General features: G+C 53.1%; 14 protein-coding genes and 1 pseudogene. 5 read left to right on the top strand and 10 right to left on the bottom strand.

All coding sequences use genetic code 11. The features are described from left to right. Positions 1-931 precede the first annotated feature (931 nt). Positions 932-1462 (bottom strand): single-stranded DNA-binding protein SSB1, encoded by a 531-nt coding sequence (gene ssb1, locus J4685_RS03695; RefSeq protein WP_000168322.1) that lies wholly within the window; start codon positions 1460-1462, stop codon positions 932-934. A 247-nt stretch (positions 1463-1709) separates the two neighbouring features. Between ssb1 and uvrA the strand changes: the two genes are divergently transcribed. From uvrA to J4685_RS03680, 3 genes are all read left to right on the top strand, one after another. After that, positions 1710-4535: an excinuclease ABC subunit UvrA gene (gene uvrA / locus J4685_RS03690; protein ID WP_000357754.1), complete on the top strand. Its 2826-nt coding sequence runs from the start codon at positions 1710-1712 to the stop codon at positions 4533-4535. Between the two features lie 131 nt (positions 4536-4666). Beyond that, entirely contained in the window at positions 4667-5122 is a 456-nt protein-coding gene (locus tag J4685_RS03685; protein WP_000432202.1) for a hypothetical protein, read from the top strand. After that, positions 5109-5447: a hypothetical protein gene (locus J4685_RS03680; RefSeq protein WP_000146583.1), complete on the top strand. Its 339-nt coding sequence runs from the start codon at positions 5109-5111 to the stop codon at positions 5445-5447. Before J4685_RS03685 ends, J4685_RS03680 begins: the two co-directional genes overlap by 14 nt. On the opposite strand, the gene J4685_RS03675 is transcribed toward J4685_RS03680, so the two are convergent. The 6 genes from J4685_RS03675 to dnaB all read right to left on the bottom strand — a co-directional run bounded on the left by J4685_RS03675 (position 5448) and on the right by dnaB (position 11157). Further along, on the bottom strand, positions 5448-5804 hold the full coding sequence (locus J4685_RS03675) for an MmcQ/YjbR family DNA-binding protein (RefSeq protein ID WP_000155669.1): 357 nt from the start codon (positions 5802-5804) through the stop codon (positions 5448-5450). A gap of 2 nt (positions 5805-5806) precedes the next feature. Continuing rightward, on the bottom strand, positions 5807-6223 hold the full coding sequence (locus J4685_RS03670; protein ID WP_000270394.1) for a secondary thiamine-phosphate synthase enzyme YjbQ: 417 nt from the start codon (positions 6221-6223) through the stop codon (positions 5807-5809). A 128-nt stretch (positions 6224-6351) separates the two neighbouring features. Then, complete coding sequence (gene aphA, locus J4685_RS03665) at positions 6352-7065, bottom strand: acid phosphatase AphA (protein WP_000724436.1); 714 nt, start codon at positions 7063-7065, stop codon at positions 6352-6354. 186 nt (positions 7066-7251) lie between these two features. After that, on the bottom strand, positions 7252-8445 hold the full coding sequence (gene tyrB / locus J4685_RS03660; RefSeq protein ID WP_000486916.1) for an aromatic amino acid transaminase: 1194 nt from the start codon (positions 8443-8445) through the stop codon (positions 7252-7254). Positions 8446-8630: 185 nt separating this feature from the next. Then, complete coding sequence (alr, locus tag J4685_RS03655; protein ID WP_001147297.1) at positions 8631-9710, bottom strand: alanine racemase; 1080 nt, start codon at positions 9708-9710, stop codon at positions 8631-8633. A 31-nt stretch (positions 9711-9741) separates the two neighbouring features. Next, a complete protein-coding gene (dnaB, locus tag J4685_RS03650) occupies positions 9742-11157 on the bottom strand; it encodes a replicative DNA helicase (RefSeq protein ID WP_000918353.1) in 1416 nt (471 codons plus the stop codon). Positions 11158-11221: 64 nt separating this feature from the next. Here dnaB and J4685_RS03645 point away from each other — a divergent pair, with 64 nt between their 5' ends. Further along, complete coding sequence (locus J4685_RS03645; protein WP_000235555.1) at positions 11222-12205, top strand: quinone oxidoreductase; 984 nt, start codon at positions 11222-11224, stop codon at positions 12203-12205. Between the two features lie 174 nt (positions 12206-12379). Here J4685_RS03645 and pspG read toward each other — a convergent pair whose 3' ends face one another. The 3 genes and pseudogenes from pspG to J4685_RS03630 form a co-directional block, all read right to left on the bottom strand. After that, positions 12380-12622: an envelope stress response protein PspG gene (gene pspG, locus J4685_RS03640; protein WP_000891414.1), complete on the bottom strand. Its 243-nt coding sequence runs from the start codon at positions 12620-12622 to the stop codon at positions 12380-12382. Positions 12623-12789: 167 nt separating this feature from the next. Continuing rightward, positions 12790-13788 carry a tRNA dihydrouridine(20/20a) synthase DusA gene (gene dusA, locus J4685_RS03635; RefSeq protein ID WP_001182233.1) on the bottom strand — a complete coding sequence of 333 codons (999 nt, stop codon included), beginning with the start codon at positions 13786-13788 and terminating at the stop codon, positions 12790-12792. 87 nt (positions 13789-13875) lie between these two features. After that, a pseudogene (locus tag J4685_RS03630) lies at positions 13876-15185 on the bottom strand (conjugal transfer protein TraF). Positions 15186-15431: 246 nt separating this feature from the next. Between J4685_RS03630 and zur the strand changes: the two are divergent. Next, positions 15432-15947 (top strand): zinc uptake transcriptional repressor Zur, encoded by a 516-nt coding sequence (zur, locus tag J4685_RS03625; RefSeq protein ID WP_000416271.1) that lies wholly within the window; start codon positions 15432-15434, stop codon positions 15945-15947. The last annotated feature ends 29 nt before the right edge of the window (positions 15948-15976 follow it).

The following is a 15976-nucleotide window of genomic DNA, read 5'->3' as shown; positions in this document are numbered from 1 at the left end:
CACTAACTATATCTTCCCCAATAATAGGTATCGCATAAGCTCTCAGCTCATAAATAAAAAATAGTCATCAGCAAATTAAAACCACCCGCCGATAAATAGATTTGTTAGCTAATCATTGAAACTCTAAATCATTTTAAGGACATATTTCTTTTTAATACGCGTTATAACCATACGTATTTAATAAATTTGCCTCCAGAGGATAAAATGAATTTTCACAATTAAAACATAGGGTCATAGGGACTTCAATATAACTTAAATCATTAAAAATATAATAAGTGGGGAGTAAAAAATCAGAATTGCGTAAAAACACACACAAATAAAACCATTTTTTATATAAAGCCAGCTATAAGTAACAACTTTATCTTCAGCAATTAAAAATAAAGCAAGATGCACATATCATATTTGAGCTCATCACAAGCTAAAGCAAACATTTAATTAACTATTGATAATACCGACCCTTCTCTACCGTTATTTTATAATATCTTTTTGTTGTCAAAAAATGGCTATAAATTATATATTTTGCAGATGAGTTTTCTCTTTCATATTTAAGACAATCCGGGTTATTGCAGTACATTTATGAACTTCGGCTGGATAATGATGTGCCGAGGCGAGTCGGCCAGAGGCGATAAGCGACATTTTTCCGTAAGATATGCGCTTCTCTTTTTTGAAAGGGATACTAAGAGCCTATCCCATTAGGGCTATTTTACTTGCTATTTTGGTCCTGGGCAGTGCTCAAAATCCCCACGTACTACGTGTACGCTCCGGTTTTTGCGCGCTGTCCGTGTCCAAACTGGCTGCGCCAATAACGCCTGGTGGGATAGGCTCTAAGACAATAATACCAGGTAAGAAAATGCCTGGTTTACACCAGGCATTTCAGCAGACGAGAGCTATAGCGAAAATGCAAATAACGCTTTGAGTTTTTTACCAAAAATCAGAAAGGAATGTCGTCGTCAAAATCCATTGGCGGTTCGTTAGACGGCGCTGGCGCGGATTGCTGTGGACGCGACTGCGCGCCGCCGCTGAACTGGTTGCCGCCCTGCGGCTGCTGAGGTTGTTGCGGCTGACCCCAACCCCCCTGCTGCTGACCGCCTGCCGGTGCGCCGCCGCCCTGGCGACCACCCAGCATCTGCATCACGCCGCCGATCTGCGGAACGTTAATTTCAGTCGTATAGCGTTCCTGGCCACTCTGATCGGTCCACTTGCGGGTACGCAATTGACCTTCGATATACACCTGAGAACCTTTACGCAGATATTCGCCGGCCACTTCCGCCAGTTTGCCGAACATCACCACCCGGTGCCATTCAGTCTGCTCTTTCATTTCGCCGGTCTGCTTATCGCGCCAGGATTCAGAAGTAGCCAGCGTTAAGTTGGCGACAGCGCCGCCACTCGGCATATAGCGTACTTCCGGGTCCTGGCCCAGATTACCAACGAGAATCACCTTGTTTACGCCTCTGCTGGCCATAATTGAGTCTCCTGAATACATTTCATAAATAGTGTAAACGCGTGAGTGTACCATTTCCACGTAGCATTTTAATAGCTGCGATGCAGGTTCCAGGTCACTCGCGCGAACCTCATATTGTTGCATACTTTAGCTGAAGATGCATTCCAATACTGTATATTCAAACAGGTTAAATTGTGTCATAATTAGCCGTTTCTGCCGTTTGTCCTTCAAACAAACCAGGCATCCGAGTCTCTACCGGGAAAGGTGAATGGATAAGATCGAAGTTCGGGGCGCCCGCACCCATAATCTCAAAAATATTAACCTCGTCATCCCCCGCGACAAACTGATTGTCGTGACCGGGCTTTCGGGTTCAGGCAAATCCTCACTGGCTTTCGACACTCTGTATGCCGAAGGGCAGCGTCGTTACGTTGAATCGCTCTCCGCTTACGCGCGGCAGTTTTTGTCGCTCATGGAAAAACCGGATGTCGACCATATTGAGGGGCTATCGCCCGCGATCTCAATTGAACAGAAATCGACATCGCACAACCCGCGCTCTACGGTGGGTACCATTACCGAGATCCACGACTACCTGCGCCTGCTGTTTGCCCGCGTGGGCGAGCCGCGTTGTCCGAACCATGACGTGCCGCTGGCGGCGCAAACCGTTAGCCAGATGGTCGATAACGTGCTGTCGCAGCCGGAAGGCAAACGCCTGATGCTGCTGGCGCCGATTATTAAAGAGCGTAAAGGCGAACACACCAAAACGCTGGAAAATCTGGCAAGCCAGGGTTACATTCGCGCCCGTATTGACGGCGAAGTCTGCGATCTCTCCGATCCGCCGAAGCTGGAGCTACAAAAGAAACATACCATTGAGGTGGTGATCGATCGCTTCAAAGTTCGCAACGATCTTTCCCAACGCCTGGCGGAGTCGTTCGAAACGGCGCTGGAATTATCCGGCGGCACGGCGGTTGTTGCCGATATGGACGATGAGAAAGCGGAGGTGCTTCTGTTCTCCGCCAATTTTGCCTGTCCGATTTGCGGCTACAGTATGCGCGAGCTGGAACCGCGTCTGTTCTCGTTCAACAACCCGGCAGGCGCCTGCCCGACCTGTGACGGGCTCGGCGTTCAGCAATATTTCGATCCGGACCGCGTGATCCAGAATCCCGACCTGTCGCTGGCAGGCGGCGCGATTCGTGGTTGGGATCGTCGCAATTTTTACTACTTTCAAATGCTCAAGTCGCTGGCGGAACACTATAAGTTCGACGTGGATGCGCCGTGGGCAAGCCTCAGCGCCAACGTACACAAAGTCGTGCTGTACGGTTCCGGCAAAGAGAACATCGAATTTAAATATATGAACGATCGCGGCGATACCTCCGTGCGCCGCCATCCGTTCGAAGGCGTGCTGCATAATATGGAGCGCCGTTATAAAGAGACGGAATCCAGCGCGGTGCGCGAAGAGCTGGCGAAGTTCATCAGTAATCGCCCCTGCGCCAGCTGTGAAGGAACGCGACTGAATCGCGAAGCGCGCCATGTATTTGTGGAAAATACGCCGCTGCCTGCTATTTCCGATATGAGCATTGGCCATGCGATGGATTTTTTCACTAATCTCAAGCTTTCCGGGCAACGAGCGAAAATCGCCGAAAAAGTGCTAAAAGAGATCGGCGATCGCCTCAAGTTTCTGGTGAACGTCGGCCTGAACTATCTCACGCTCTCCCGCTCGGCAGAAACGCTTTCCGGCGGCGAAGCCCAGCGTATTCGTCTGGCGAGCCAGATAGGCGCCGGGTTAGTCGGCGTGATGTATGTGCTGGATGAACCTTCCATCGGTCTGCACCAGCGTGATAACGAACGGCTGCTGGGTACGCTGATTCATCTGCGCAATCTTGGCAATACCGTGATTGTGGTGGAACACGATGAAGACGCCATCCGCGCCGCCGACCATGTGATTGATATTGGCCCCGGCGCGGGCGTTCACGGCGGCGAGGTGGTGGCGGAAGGCCCGCTGGAAGCCATTATGGCGGTACCGGAATCGCTGACCGGCCAGTACATGAGCGGTAAACGCAAAATTGAAGTGCCGAAACAACGCGTGCCGGCAAATCCAGAAAAAGTGCTCAAACTCACCGGCGCGCGCGGCAACAACCTGAAAGATGTGACCCTTACGCTACCGGTAGGGCTGTTTACCTGTATCACCGGCGTCTCGGGTTCCGGTAAATCGACGCTGATTAACGATACGCTGTTCCCCATCGCCCAGCGTCAGTTAAACGGGGCGACTATCGCCGAACCGGCGCCGTATCGGGATATTCAGGGGCTGGAACATTTCGATAAAGTGATCGATATCGACCAGAGCCCGATCGGGCGCACCCCACGTTCCAACCCGGCGACCTATACGGGCGTCTTTACCCCGGTTCGTGAGCTTTTTGCTGGCGTGCCGGAGTCTCGCTCGCGCGGCTACACGCCAGGGCGATTCAGCTTCAACGTGCGCGGCGGTCGCTGCGAAGCGTGCCAGGGCGATGGCGTCATTAAAGTCGAAATGCACTTTCTGCCGGATATTTACGTGCCGTGCGACCAGTGCAAAGGCAAGCGCTATAACCGGGAAACGCTGGAGATTAAGTACAAAGGCAAGACCATCCACGAAGTGCTGGATATGACCATTGAAGAAGCGCGTGAGTTCTTTGATGCGGTTCCGGCGCTGGCGCGTAAGCTGCAGACGCTGATGGACGTGGGGCTGACCTATATCCGTCTTGGTCAGTCGGCGACGACGCTTTCCGGCGGCGAGGCCCAGCGCGTGAAGCTGGCGCGCGAACTGTCGAAACGTGGCACCGGGCAGACGCTGTATATTCTCGACGAGCCGACCACCGGCCTGCACTTTGCCGATATTCAGCAGTTGCTTGACGTGCTGCATCAGTTGCGCGATCAGGGCAACACCATCGTGGTGATCGAACACAACCTGGACGTCATTAAAACGGCGGACTGGATTGTCGACCTCGGCCCGGAAGGCGGCAGCGGCGGCGGCGAAATTCTCGTCGCCGGTACGCCGGAAACCGTGGCGGAGTGCGAGGCGTCGCATACCGCCCGCTTCCTTAAACCTATGCTCAAATAACCTTCACGCCGCTTTCCGATTCGCCGGGAAGCGGCATCATTTTTCCTCATCCCACCTCATTGTATCCGTGTTGAGCATTTGTGATTTGCGTGCCGCCTCACTCTGACATGTGATAGCGCAAACGGTCTGTTATGGAAAACACCATGAAGTTGCCCTACGCAATCACACTACTGCTGTGTCTGTTTTTATCCGCCTGTACGCTGCCTGACCGCTTTAGCGCCATGGCTTTTCAACAACTGACGCTATTACAAGCGCGCTCAACCCGCTTCTTGCAGGACGCGGCGCGAATACCGTGGCAAAAAGAGACACTGCTCAAGGATGACCGCGATATCCGCCAGACATTTTTTCAGGCTGAGCGGGTCGCCCGTCAAGGTGGGGATAAACACCGACTCGATAATCTGGCGCTGCTGAAAAATCACTATTTGCGTCTTTATGCGCGGGTTATACAACGTAAGCAACCACTTACTTACATCCAGGCTGAGAGATACCAACAGCAAAATAATCAGGTCTGGAAATTAGCCATACAGGGTGAGTGTCTGCATTGGGGCGCCCGCTGCACTCAGGGAGATGAAAATGGCGTCTATTAACGAAATACATAACCTGATGACCACCGCCCGGGCCGAACACCCTATAGCTTCCTCGGCGATTGCCGAGTTTATCCAGACGTATAAGCAGGCAAGAGAAGACAGCGACGACGCTATCCGCGAGTCCGCCGCGTTTATCGCCCGCGCGCTTCAGGAACATGCTCGCGGCTGGCTGGACGACGACGATATGATTATTCTGCTGGAAGGACAGCGTGACCTCGCCAGGCTACGCGCCAATAATGCGCAAATCGCCCTCGGCAGCCGTATCCGGTCTACGGTCATCCGCCTCATTGATATCGCCCTGGCGTTGTTGGTCGGCGCGCTATAATCAGGACTGCGGCAACTGCTTGCGTTTATCTTCCGGCAGCGCATTTACCGCCTGTTGATAAGAGGCATCGACCAGATAATAGAGTTGTGAATCGGGCAGCGATCCGTCCAGATAGACCGTGCTCCAGTGCGCTTTATTAAGGTGCCGACTCGATCGTACATCGCTGTGCTGCTGGCGTAACAACTCTGCCAGTTCCGGGCTGGTTTTGAGAGAGGCTGCCGGGCGTCCTTCAACTTCTTTTACCATCGCGAAAAGTACATCTTCCACTTTAATTTGCGTCGCTTTCCAGTCGCTGTGGACGCTCTGCTCTGCGCCAGGTTTTGCCATGCAGTATTGCAGTAATTCCGAAATGGTCATTATCATTCCCCTTGTAGTGTCGCGATGATTTTACGTGGACCGCCGTGAATACGGCGCTCTCCCAACCAGATACCTTGCCATGTTCCTAACTGTAAACGCCCCTGGCGTACAGGCAGCAGCAACGAGACGCCCAATACTGACGACTTAATATGCGAAGGCATGTCATCCGCCCCTTCGTAATCATGTTCATACGCCGCATTATCGGGAACGGTTTTCAGGAAATGGCGCTCCATATCAGCGCGCACGGTGGGATCGCAGTTTTCGTTTAACGTCAGCGAGGCCGAGGTATGTAGCAACAACAGATGCAGCAAACCCGTTTCGACAGGCGGTAAGCCAGACAATTTATCGGTAATTTCATCTGTTATCAGATGAAACCCGCGCGGCTTCTCGCTCAGTGTAATGGTGCGCTGATACCACATAGGCTGCTCCTTCCTAAAAACAAACGTCTCCTGAATAGTGTGCAGCAAGTCTGGAAAAGGTAAAAGCCAGCGGGGCAAGTTTGTGCAAAAATCATGCAAAAAAGGAGAGCCTGTCGCTCTCCTGATTTTTAGTACTCCGAGTTGACAATGACTTCCTCGCCAAACGCTCCTGCCTGCGGCAGCGGTTTGTAGGTGGAGTTAGCAGCGCGCAGGATACGAATACCGCGGATACCACAATCACGAGCTGCGGTAATATCGTTATCCGAATCGCCGTAGAAAATACGCATGTTCTTCTCCTGCAGCCACTGGACTTTCGTATTTTGTCCCGGTTTATCGCCGGCGAAAATCACCGGATTCATATTCGCCGCCGGAATATGGAAGTTATCCGCCAGCGTTTTCGACACGGTTTCCGTTTTCGTCTGACTACGACCAGTGACAAAGTAAATACTGTCGCCACGACGAACATGCATATCAATGAGCTGTCGGGCCACTTCTTTTGGAATACTGAACTCATCCCAGCCGTTGTTCATTTTTTCCCAAAAGGCCGGATTTTTCAGATAATCGTCGCTGTCCGGGGAATAGGTTTTCTTTCCGCGCCAGAATCCGGGGCTGGAAAATAACACGGTGTCGTCAATATCAAAGCCGACCGCCATCGGCGGGCGTCCGGTCAGGCTGTTTTCAATCTGGGCGACAGAGACCCAATGGACAGGCGCTTGTTCCGCGAGTTTTGCAACATTAGTGCCCGGATTGAGCGTCGAAGGGGAAGATACTAACGCATTCGCGGAATGGTTTAGCGTAAACAATAAACAGACGGCGCTCAGCGCCAGGGTTATTTTTTTCATGCTTTTCCCTTAAAATTCAAAACATTATAATTATTAAGATGAGTCTTTGCTCAAAAAACTATCTGACCATAACGCCAGTAACGGTCAAAAGGAAGGATTATCTGCGGTTTTGTTACGAAAAAAGAGGATGATCACAACAGCTATTGTCAGACCGGAGAGCATTGTTATCGCCGTCCGGCCTGAATATTACATGACAGCGGCAAATGCCTTCGCCACGCGGTGTACATTTGAAGCATTAAGCCCGGCGACACACATGCGGCCACTGGCAATCAGGTAAACGCCAAACTCATCTCGCAACCGCTCGACCAGCTCCTCGCTTAACCCGGTATAGCTGAACATACCGCGCTGCTGTAACAAGTAATCAAAGTTGCGGTCAGGCATCTCCGCCTTCAGCTCTTTCACCAGCGTCTGGCGCATCGATATAATGCGGGTACGCATCGCGTCGACTTCCGCCAGCCAGCTCGCTTTTAACGCCTCATCGCCCAGGACCGTAGCGACCACCTGAGCGCCGAAACACGGCGGACTGGAGTAAATTCGGCGCACCGTCGCTTTTAGCTGTCCCAGAACCCGCGCGGCGATTTCAGCATCTTCACACACCACGGACAGGCCGCCGACGCGCTCGCCATACAGCGAGAAAATCTTCGAAAAAGAATTACTGACTAACGCAGGTAACCCGGCGCTGGCAATGGCGCGAATAGCGTAAGCATCCTCGTCCATGCCTGCGCCAAACCCCTGATAGGCAATATCAAGGAACGGAATCAGATCGCGCGCTTTCACTATCTCAATCACCGCATCCCATTGCGAAGGCGTTAAATCCGCCCCGGTCGGGTTGTGACAACAGGGGTGCAGCAGCACGATACTGCGCGCAGGTAACGTATTCAGCGTGGCCAGCAGATCGTTAAAACGGATGCCGTTAGTCGCGTCGTCATACCAGGGATAAGTACTTACTTCAAATCCTGCCCCGGCAAATATCGCAATATGGTTTTCCCAGGTAGGGTCGCTCACCCATACGCCTGCGTCGGGGAAATAACGCTTCAGAAAATCCGCGCCCACTTTCAGCGCGCCTGAACCACCTAATGTCTGGATAGTGGCCACGCGCTGTTGCTGAAGAACCGGGTGATCGGCGCCAAAGAGCAAAGGCGCGATAGTATGACGATAAGTATTGAGTCCTTCCATCGGCAGGTACAGCGAGGCGCCATGCGGCTGCGCGTTAAGCCGGGCTTCGGCTTCGGCCACCGTTTTGAGCTGTGGGATAATCCCGTCTTCGTTGTAATACAGGCCAATGCTCAGATTTACTTTGTCGTGACGGGAGTCGTCTTTAAAACGCTCCATCAGTGAAAGAATCGGATCGCCGGCATAGGCGTCAACTTTTTGAAACACGCGATGGTTCTCCAGGTTTACAGAGGGCAGGAAATAACACAATAAACCGGAAGGACGAGAAGATCGAGAGGATGTTGCGGTGGATGCGCATATTGCCGGATGGCGGCGTGAACGTCTTATCCGGCCTGCAGCCCATGCGCGATACAAACCGGATAAGCGCAAGCGCCACCCGGCCCGCCGCGCATTTAATCAATATACTTCATTGCCACCCTTGAGGTCAGGCGCGTGATAAGTTCGTAAGCACTTACTTTTGTCATTTCAGCGATACGTTCAACCGGCAGACCTTCACCCCATAAAACCACCGGATCGCCCGCGTTATCCTGCGCGTTTGGCCCCAAATCCACGCAAATCATATCCATCGCCACCCGCCCGACAATCGGGACTTCACGACCATTGACCAGTACTGGCGTACCGGAAGGCGCCGCTCGTGGGTAGCCATCGCCATAACCCATCGCCACCACGCCCAGGCGCGTGTCGCGCTCACTCACCCATGTCCCGCCGTAGCCCACCGGTTCGCCCGCTTTGTGGTCACGCACCGCGATCAAACTGGAAGTTAAGGACATCACCGGCTGAAAACCAAAATCCGGCCCCCAGGGTTTGTGTTCCAGCGGCGATACGCCATACAAAATGATTCCCGGACGCGCCCAGTCAAAGTGAGACTGCGGCCACAGCAGAATACCGCCAGACGCGGCAATAGAGCGCTGACCGGGTTTACCCTGACAGAAGGCATTAAAAATGTCGAGCTGATGTTCGGTAGCGCCGCATTCCGGCTCATCCGCACGGGCAAAATGGCTGACGATATTCACCGGCTGGCGTACATTTTTACAGTGCGTCAGACGCTGGTAGAACGCCTCCGCCTCTTCGGGACGCACGCCGAGACGATGCATACCGGTATCCAGTTTCATCCAGACCGTTACCGGCTCCGCCAGCTCCACCGCCTCCAGGGCGGCAAGCTGCTCCTGATTATGTACGGCGGTATGCAGACATTGCGCGGAAATGGTCGGCAGATCGGCGGCGTCGAAAAAACCCTCCAGCAGCAGGATAGGCTGCGTGATCCCACCCGCTCGCAGACGTAGAGCCTCTTCAAGACGCGCCACGCCAAAAGCGTCAGCATCAGGGAGCGTTCGCGCGGTCTCCAGAAGACCGTGTCCATAAGCGTTCGCTTTCACCACCGCAACCAGCTTACTGGCAGGCGCCAGTTCACGCAGACGTTGCAGGTTGTGTCGCAGAGCGCGGCGGTTAATGACGACTGTTGCCGCTTGCATTTGAATTCCTTGTTAAAAGAATGACGGAGAGTTACTCATCATCGTATTGCGGTCCCGCATAGTTATCGAAGCGCGACCACTGACCATTGAACGTCAGACGAACCGTACCGATAGGACCGTTACGTTGCTTACCAATAATAATTTCAGCAATGCCTTTTAAGTCGCTGTTCTCGTGATAAACCTCATCACGGTAGATAAACATAATTAAGTCGGCATCCTGTTCAATAGAGCCGGATTCACGCAGGTCGGAGTTCACCGGACGTTTATCCGCGCGTTGTTCCAGGGAGCGGTTAAGCTGCGATAGCGCCACGACCGGCACCTGGAGTTCCTTCGCCAGCGCTTTCAACGAGCGAGAAATTTCGGCGATTTCCAGAGTACGGTTATCAGAAAGCGACGGCACGCGCATCAATTGCAGGTAGTCGATCATAATCAGACTTAACCCGCCATGTTCGCGGAAAATACGCCGCGCGCGCGAACGGACTTCTGTCGGCGTAAGACCTGAGGAGTCGTCAATATACATATTGCGTTTCTCCAGCAGAATGCCCATCGTGCCGGAGATTCGCGCCCAGTCTTCATCATCAAGTTGACCGGTACGAATACGTGTCTGATCGACGCGGGACAGCGAGGCCAGCATACGCATCATGATCTGTTCGCCGGGCATCTCCAGACTAAAGATCAGTACCGGTTTATCCTGCAACATCGCCGCGTTTTCGCAGAGGTTCATCGCAAAAGTGGTTTTACCCATGGAGGGGCGCGCCGCGACGATAATCAAATCCGAACGCTGTAACCCTGCCGTCTTTTTATTGAGATCCTGATAGCCGGTATCCACGCCTGTAACGCCATCGTGCGGTTGCTGGAACAACTGCTCAATACGCGCCACGGTAGCGTCGAGAATCTGGTCGATGCTTTTCGGACCTTCGTCTTTGTTGGCCCGGTTTTCCGCGATCTGGAAGACGCGCGACTCCGCCAGATCCAGCAGTTCGTCGCTATTGCGCCCCTGTGGATCGTAACCGGCGTCCGCAATTTCATGCGCCACCGCGATCATATCGCGGACCACGGCGCGTTCGCGCACAATGTCCGCATAAGCACTGATGTTCGCCGCGCTTGGCGTGTTTTTAGACAGTTCCGCCAGATAGGCGAAACCGCCGACGCTGTCCAGTTGGCCCTGCCGCTCCAGCGATTCCGCGAGCGTGATCAGGTCGATAGGACTGCCGCTTTCCTGCAAGCGCCCCATCTCCGTAAAGATATGGCGATGCGGACGGGTATAGAAATCTTCCGCCACCACGCGCTCGGCCACATCGTCCCAGCGCTCGTTATCCAGCATTAAACCGCCCAACACCGACTGTTCCGCTTCAATCGAGTGCGGCGGCACTTTTATCCCGGCAACCTGCGGATCGCGGTCGCGGGCATCAGTCTGTGGTTTGTTGAAGGGTTTATTTCCTGCCATAGTGAATGGAGTTACCGAGATAGTGATTGGGTCGAAAGATTACCACATTTCTTTTGGAGGAAGCATGGCAACGCGTATTGAATTTCACAAGCATGGTGGTCCGGAAGTGCTTCAGACCGTGGAGTTTACGCCAACGGAACCGGCGGAACACGAAATCCAGGTTGAGAACAAAGCCATTGGTATCAACTTCATCGACACCTATATCCGTAGCGGACTCTATCCGCCCCCGTCGTTGCCTGCGGGCCTGGGAACCGAAGCTGCGGGTGTGGTCAGTAAAGTCGGCAACGGCGTGGAGCACATTCGCGTGGGCGATCGCGTCGTCTACGCGCAGTCAACGCTCGGCGCTTACAGTTCCGTCCATAACGTCCCCGCAGATAAAGCCGCTATTTTGCCTGACGCCATTTCTTTCGAACAGGCGGCAGCCTCTTTTCTCAAGGGATTGACCGTTTTTTACCTGTTGCGCAAAACCTATGAAGTGAAACCCGACGAACCCTTCCTGTTTCATGCCGCTGCGGGCGGCGTCGGTCTGATCGCCTGCCAATGGGCGAAAGCGCTGGGCGCGAAGCTTATCGGTACCGTCGGTAGCGCGCAAAAAGCGCAGCGGGCGCTGGACGCCGGCGCCTGGCAGGTGATTAATTACCGTGAGGAGAGCATTGTCGAACGGGTAAAAGAGATCACCGGCGGCAAAAAAGTCCGCGTGGTCTATGACTCCGTGGGGAAAGATACCTGGGAAGCCTCACTGGACTGCCTGCAACGTCGGGGACTGATGGTCAGTTTCGGCAATGCGTCCGGCCCCGTCACCGGCGTGAATTTAGGTATTCTGAATCAGAAAGGTTCCCTGTATGCCACGCGACCTTCACTACAGGGGTATATTACGACACGTGAAGAACTGACCGAAGCCAGCAATGAATTGTTCTCATTGATCGCCAGCGGCGTGATTAAAGTTGATGTGGCTGAAAATCAACGCTATGCGTTAAAAGATGCCCGTCGCGCGCATGAGGTGCTGGAAAGCCGGGCCACACAGGGCTCAAGCCTGCTGATTCCGTAATAGCTCTGCAAAGAAATTGGGCTTCCACCCGGAAAGCCCTTTCTTTTTTTGTTCGGCTGTATGTAGGGTACAGCGCGATGAATTCGTTACCTGCGCAATCATGACAGATTTAATAATCGATTCCTATTTGCCTGTGAGGGCAAAGTTCCAGGTTGTGACGAACCGCTCAATACCTTAGTAAAACCGACGGTTATTGCGCTGATACTGTGGGATTTTTGGCGTTTTTACTGCTTTGATCACCCACACCACAGCCACCGCCAGCAGTAGCCACGGTAACAGCTTGATCATCAGGGCGAACATTCCGCCCAGGAACATGACGGCAGTCGCTACAACCAGCGCGGCCAGAATGCCCAGCAAGGAGACGCCCGTCACCATTAACATCAGAAAAAAGCCAAGCACAAAAAGTAGTTCCAGCATAGTCGCTCCCCATAAAGATGGCATTGCCCGGCGGCACGGCGCTTACCGGGTTTGGTCAGGTAAGCTCTTACAAAAAACATGCCAATATTTATGTTTTTGATATATAAAGAAAAAGCCCTGCAAGACTGCACAGAGCGTGGTGAGATTGACTAATTTTTGGCGAACTTTTAACGCTTGTCTGCCACCAGTTTTAGCGCCTGCTCCAGTACAGCAACATCCGCGCCAGCTTTATGGGCGTTTTCGCTCAGATAGCGACGCCACTGCCGCGCGCCGGGGATGCCCTGGAACAACCCCAGCATATGGCGAGTGATATGCCCCAGATACGCTCCCTGGCTCAATTCACGCTCAATATAGGGATACATCGCGCGAACCACCGCAACCGGGTCGGCATCGGTGGTATCGGCGCCAAAGATCTCCCGATCCACCGCGGCCAGTATACCCGGATTCTGATAAGCTTCGCGGCCAACCATGACGCCATCCATATGGCGCAGGTGCTCCTTCGCCTCTTCCAGAGATTTGATGCCGCCGTTAATGGACATGGTCAGGTGCGGAAAATCCCGCTTTAGCTGATAGACGCGCGGGTAATCCAGCGGCGGGATCTCACGATTTTCTTTCGGGCTTAAGCCAGAAAGCCAGGCTTTGCGCGCATGGATAATAAACATCTCGCATTCGCCCTGACCGGAAACCGTATTAATGAAATCACACAGGAACGCATAACTGTCCTGATCGTCAATACCAATGCGGGTTTTTACCGTCACCGGAATCGAGACGACATCACGCATGGCTTTAACACAATCGGCGACCAGTTGCGCATTGCCCATCAAACAGGCGCCAAACATACCATTTTGCACGCGATCGGAAGGGCACCCCACGTTGAGGTTAATTTCATCGTAGCCACGCGCTTCCGCCAGCTTTGCACAATGCGCAAGCTGAGCCGGATCGCTTCCACCAAGCTGTAGAGCGACCGGATGCTCTTCTTCGCTATAAGCCAGATAGTCACCCTTACCGTGAATAATCGCGCCCGTGGTCACCATTTCGGTGTAGAGCAGCGTCTGGCGAGACAGCAAACGCAGGAAATAGCGGCAATGTCTGTCCGTCCAGTCGAGCATAGGCGCGATGGAGAAGCGATAAGCAGGTAAAGCGGAGGACTGGGTTTCAGGCTGCATGGCGAATAAATAAGCATCCGGTTAAAAAAGGGGCGTTACTATAGCATAACGCTAAACCGGAGGCGTAGCGCCTCCGGTGAAAGCACCTCAGAATGTCATTGTAAGCTGCGCGCCTGCCCCCAGGTTTCATCTTCGCCGTACAGTCCCATTAAATCGAGATGCACACGGTTAAAGGGCGCAAAGCCAAGACCGCCGGTAACCACATTGCTATCGTTATTTTTCACATCCGCACGATACCCTGCGCGCACCGCCAGCCATGACAACGGTCGAACTTCAGCGCCGACGCCAACGTACTGTGAATTGTCTTCGCTCTTAAAGCCTTTCGTTTCCGTCAGATCGCCATCGGCGCTTACGGTCAGCAAATCGTTATGCCATGCGATACCCGCGGTAACCAGGGGGCGGATTTGGTATGTCTCTTTGTAGTTGGTGGTTTCTCCCGTCATACCATTAGTGATGTAAATATCTTTCGTATCGATATCGCGAGATACCAGATTTTGCCCGCTCAGCCCCAACGTCCAGTTTTCACCGATATCGGCAGCAAGCCCCGCATCAATGTTAAAACCCGTATCGTCATTGCGATAACGGCTGCTATTCCAGTCGCTACTGTCGTAGTTATAAATTGAGGTGGTGTTGTTATAGAGCCAGGTTTTTTGCAGTTTTGGCGTAACGCCAATGGAAACAGGCACCTCGCCCACCACAAACTGCTTCGCCAGCGCAATACCGTAGTCAGATACAATCGCTACCCGCCCCGACGCGGTAGAGTTTAAATGCTTTGTAATTTCGTCAGACCCCAGCAAAGCAGCGCGTCCTGCTTCACGAAGCGCGACACGTTCATCATGCTGGATATCGCGCAGATACTGAATATCGTTCTGATCAATGGACGAACTCACGCGCCCATGCGCATAACCTTTGGCGATAAACGCCACGGAAAGCGTTTGCCCTGGAATACTTACCGCCAACCCGGCGCCGGCATTGGCGCGGGCGGTTTTTCCGTTGAGATATTCCAGCTCATCGGCCAGGTCGCGCGCGGCGCCCTGAAATTGATTCAGCACGCCTCGCGGATTGAGCAGAATTTGCCCCAGCGTAAGGTTATCGACGACCTCATCGTAGTAATCCACTTTATCGCTGATATCGTCAATTTCATCCTGGAGATTGTCTTTATCCGTAATCTGGACGCCGACCGCAGGAAGGACAACAGTGATATTGTCTTCCGGTTTGGCTTTTGCCAGTAACGCCGGATTTAATAGTACTCCGCTGCCATAATTCGCGGACGCAACGCCCGTCCCGCCCATTGCGTCATTACGCGCTTCCGTCCAGGTATTGGCGGCGCCCGCCTGCTTTGTCATAAAAAGCGAGACCGCGATAGCAATCAGTGAAAGTTTGACGTTTTTGTTCACAGTTAGCCCATCTTATTATCAGGTGAAGTAATCCCTCCGCCACGCTTTACCGGACAGAGGCGAACTATTGCTGTGAAATAGTGATGTTAAATCCTGTTGTTATAATATCGACCCTCATTATGTATAGATGAGAATACTGGCGCGGAAAAGCTTAGCAGGCGATATATTGTCGCGGGGTAATTTCAGAGTTTTAAGCAGCTCGTGGTAAAGTAACGGATTAGACTTTCATGCCATTCGAGGTGCTACATGGAAAAGACCACAACGCAAGAGTTACTGGCGCAAGCTGAAAAACTCTGCGCGCAGCGCAACGTGCGCCTGACGCCTCAGCGCCTCGAAGTGCTGCGCCTGATGAGTCTGCAACAGGGTGCCATCAGCGCATACGATTTGCTCGATTTGCTGCGCGAAACGGAACCACAGGCCAAACCGCCCACCATCTACCGCGCGCTGGATTTTTTGCTCGAACAGGGTTTTGTCCATAAAGTGGAATCCACCAATAGTTATGTGGTTTGCCACCTGTTCGACCAGCCGACGCACAGCTCGGCCATGTTTATCTGCGATCGTTGCGGCGTGGTGAAGGAAGAGTGTGCCGAGGGCGTGGAAGACATCATGCATACGCTGGCGGCTAAAATGGGCTTTGCGCTACGACATAACGTTATTGAGGCGCACGGTCTGTGCCCTGCGTGCGTAGAAGTGGAAGCGTGTCGCCATCCGGGCGACTGTGGTCACGATCACTCGGTGCTGGTGAAGAAAAAACCGCGTTAGCCTGAACGGAAAAACGGGCGGCAGTAGAG

Origin of the sequence: Salmonella sp. 32100201201700099SM, from assembly GCF_017572645.1 — a bacterium.
GTDB lineage: Bacteria > Pseudomonadota > Gammaproteobacteria > Enterobacterales > Enterobacteriaceae > Salmonella > Salmonella enterica.
This window is presented reverse-complemented; position numbering and strand designations above follow the sequence as displayed.

Bases quoted from the DNA above. Each gene is read 5' to 3' on its own strand.
- ssb1 (WP_000168322.1), bottom strand. From the start codon at position 1,462: ATGGCCAGCAGAGGCGTAAACAAGGTGATTCTCGTTGGTAATCTGGGC.
- J4685_RS03675 (WP_000155669.1), bottom strand. From the start codon at position 5,804: ATGACCATTTCGGAATTACTGCAATACTGCATGGCAAAACCTGGCGCA.
- aphA (WP_000724436.1), bottom strand. From the start codon at position 7,065: ATGAAAAAAATAACCCTGGCGCTGAGCGCCGTCTGTTTATTGTTTACG.
- dnaB (WP_000918353.1), bottom strand. From the start codon at position 11,157: ATGGCAGGAAATAAACCCTTCAACAAACCACAGACTGATGCCCGCGAC.
- J4685_RS03670 (WP_000270394.1), bottom strand. From the start codon at position 6,223: ATGTGGTATCAGCGCACCATTACACTGAGCGAGAAGCCGCGCGGGTTT.
- J4685_RS03685 (WP_000432202.1), top strand. From the start codon at position 4,667: ATGGAAAACACCATGAAGTTGCCCTACGCAATCACACTACTGCTGTGT.
- dusA (WP_001182233.1), bottom strand. From the start codon at position 13,788: ATGCAGCCTGAAACCCAGTCCTCCGCTTTACCTGCTTATCGCTTCTCC.
- J4685_RS03645 (WP_000235555.1), top strand. From the start codon at position 11,222: ATGGCAACGCGTATTGAATTTCACAAGCATGGTGGTCCGGAAGTGCTT.
- zur (WP_000416271.1), top strand. From the start codon at position 15,432: ATGGAAAAGACCACAACGCAAGAGTTACTGGCGCAAGCTGAAAAACTC.
- J4685_RS03680 (WP_000146583.1), top strand. From the start codon at position 5,109: ATGGCGTCTATTAACGAAATACATAACCTGATGACCACCGCCCGGGCC.
- pspG (WP_000891414.1), bottom strand. From the start codon at position 12,622: ATGCTGGAACTACTTTTTGTGCTTGGCTTTTTTCTGATGTTAATGGTG.
- alr (WP_001147297.1), bottom strand. From the start codon at position 9,710: ATGCAAGCGGCAACAGTCGTCATTAACCGCCGCGCTCTGCGACACAAC.
- uvrA (WP_000357754.1), top strand. From the start codon at position 1,710: ATGGATAAGATCGAAGTTCGGGGCGCCCGCACCCATAATCTCAAAAAT.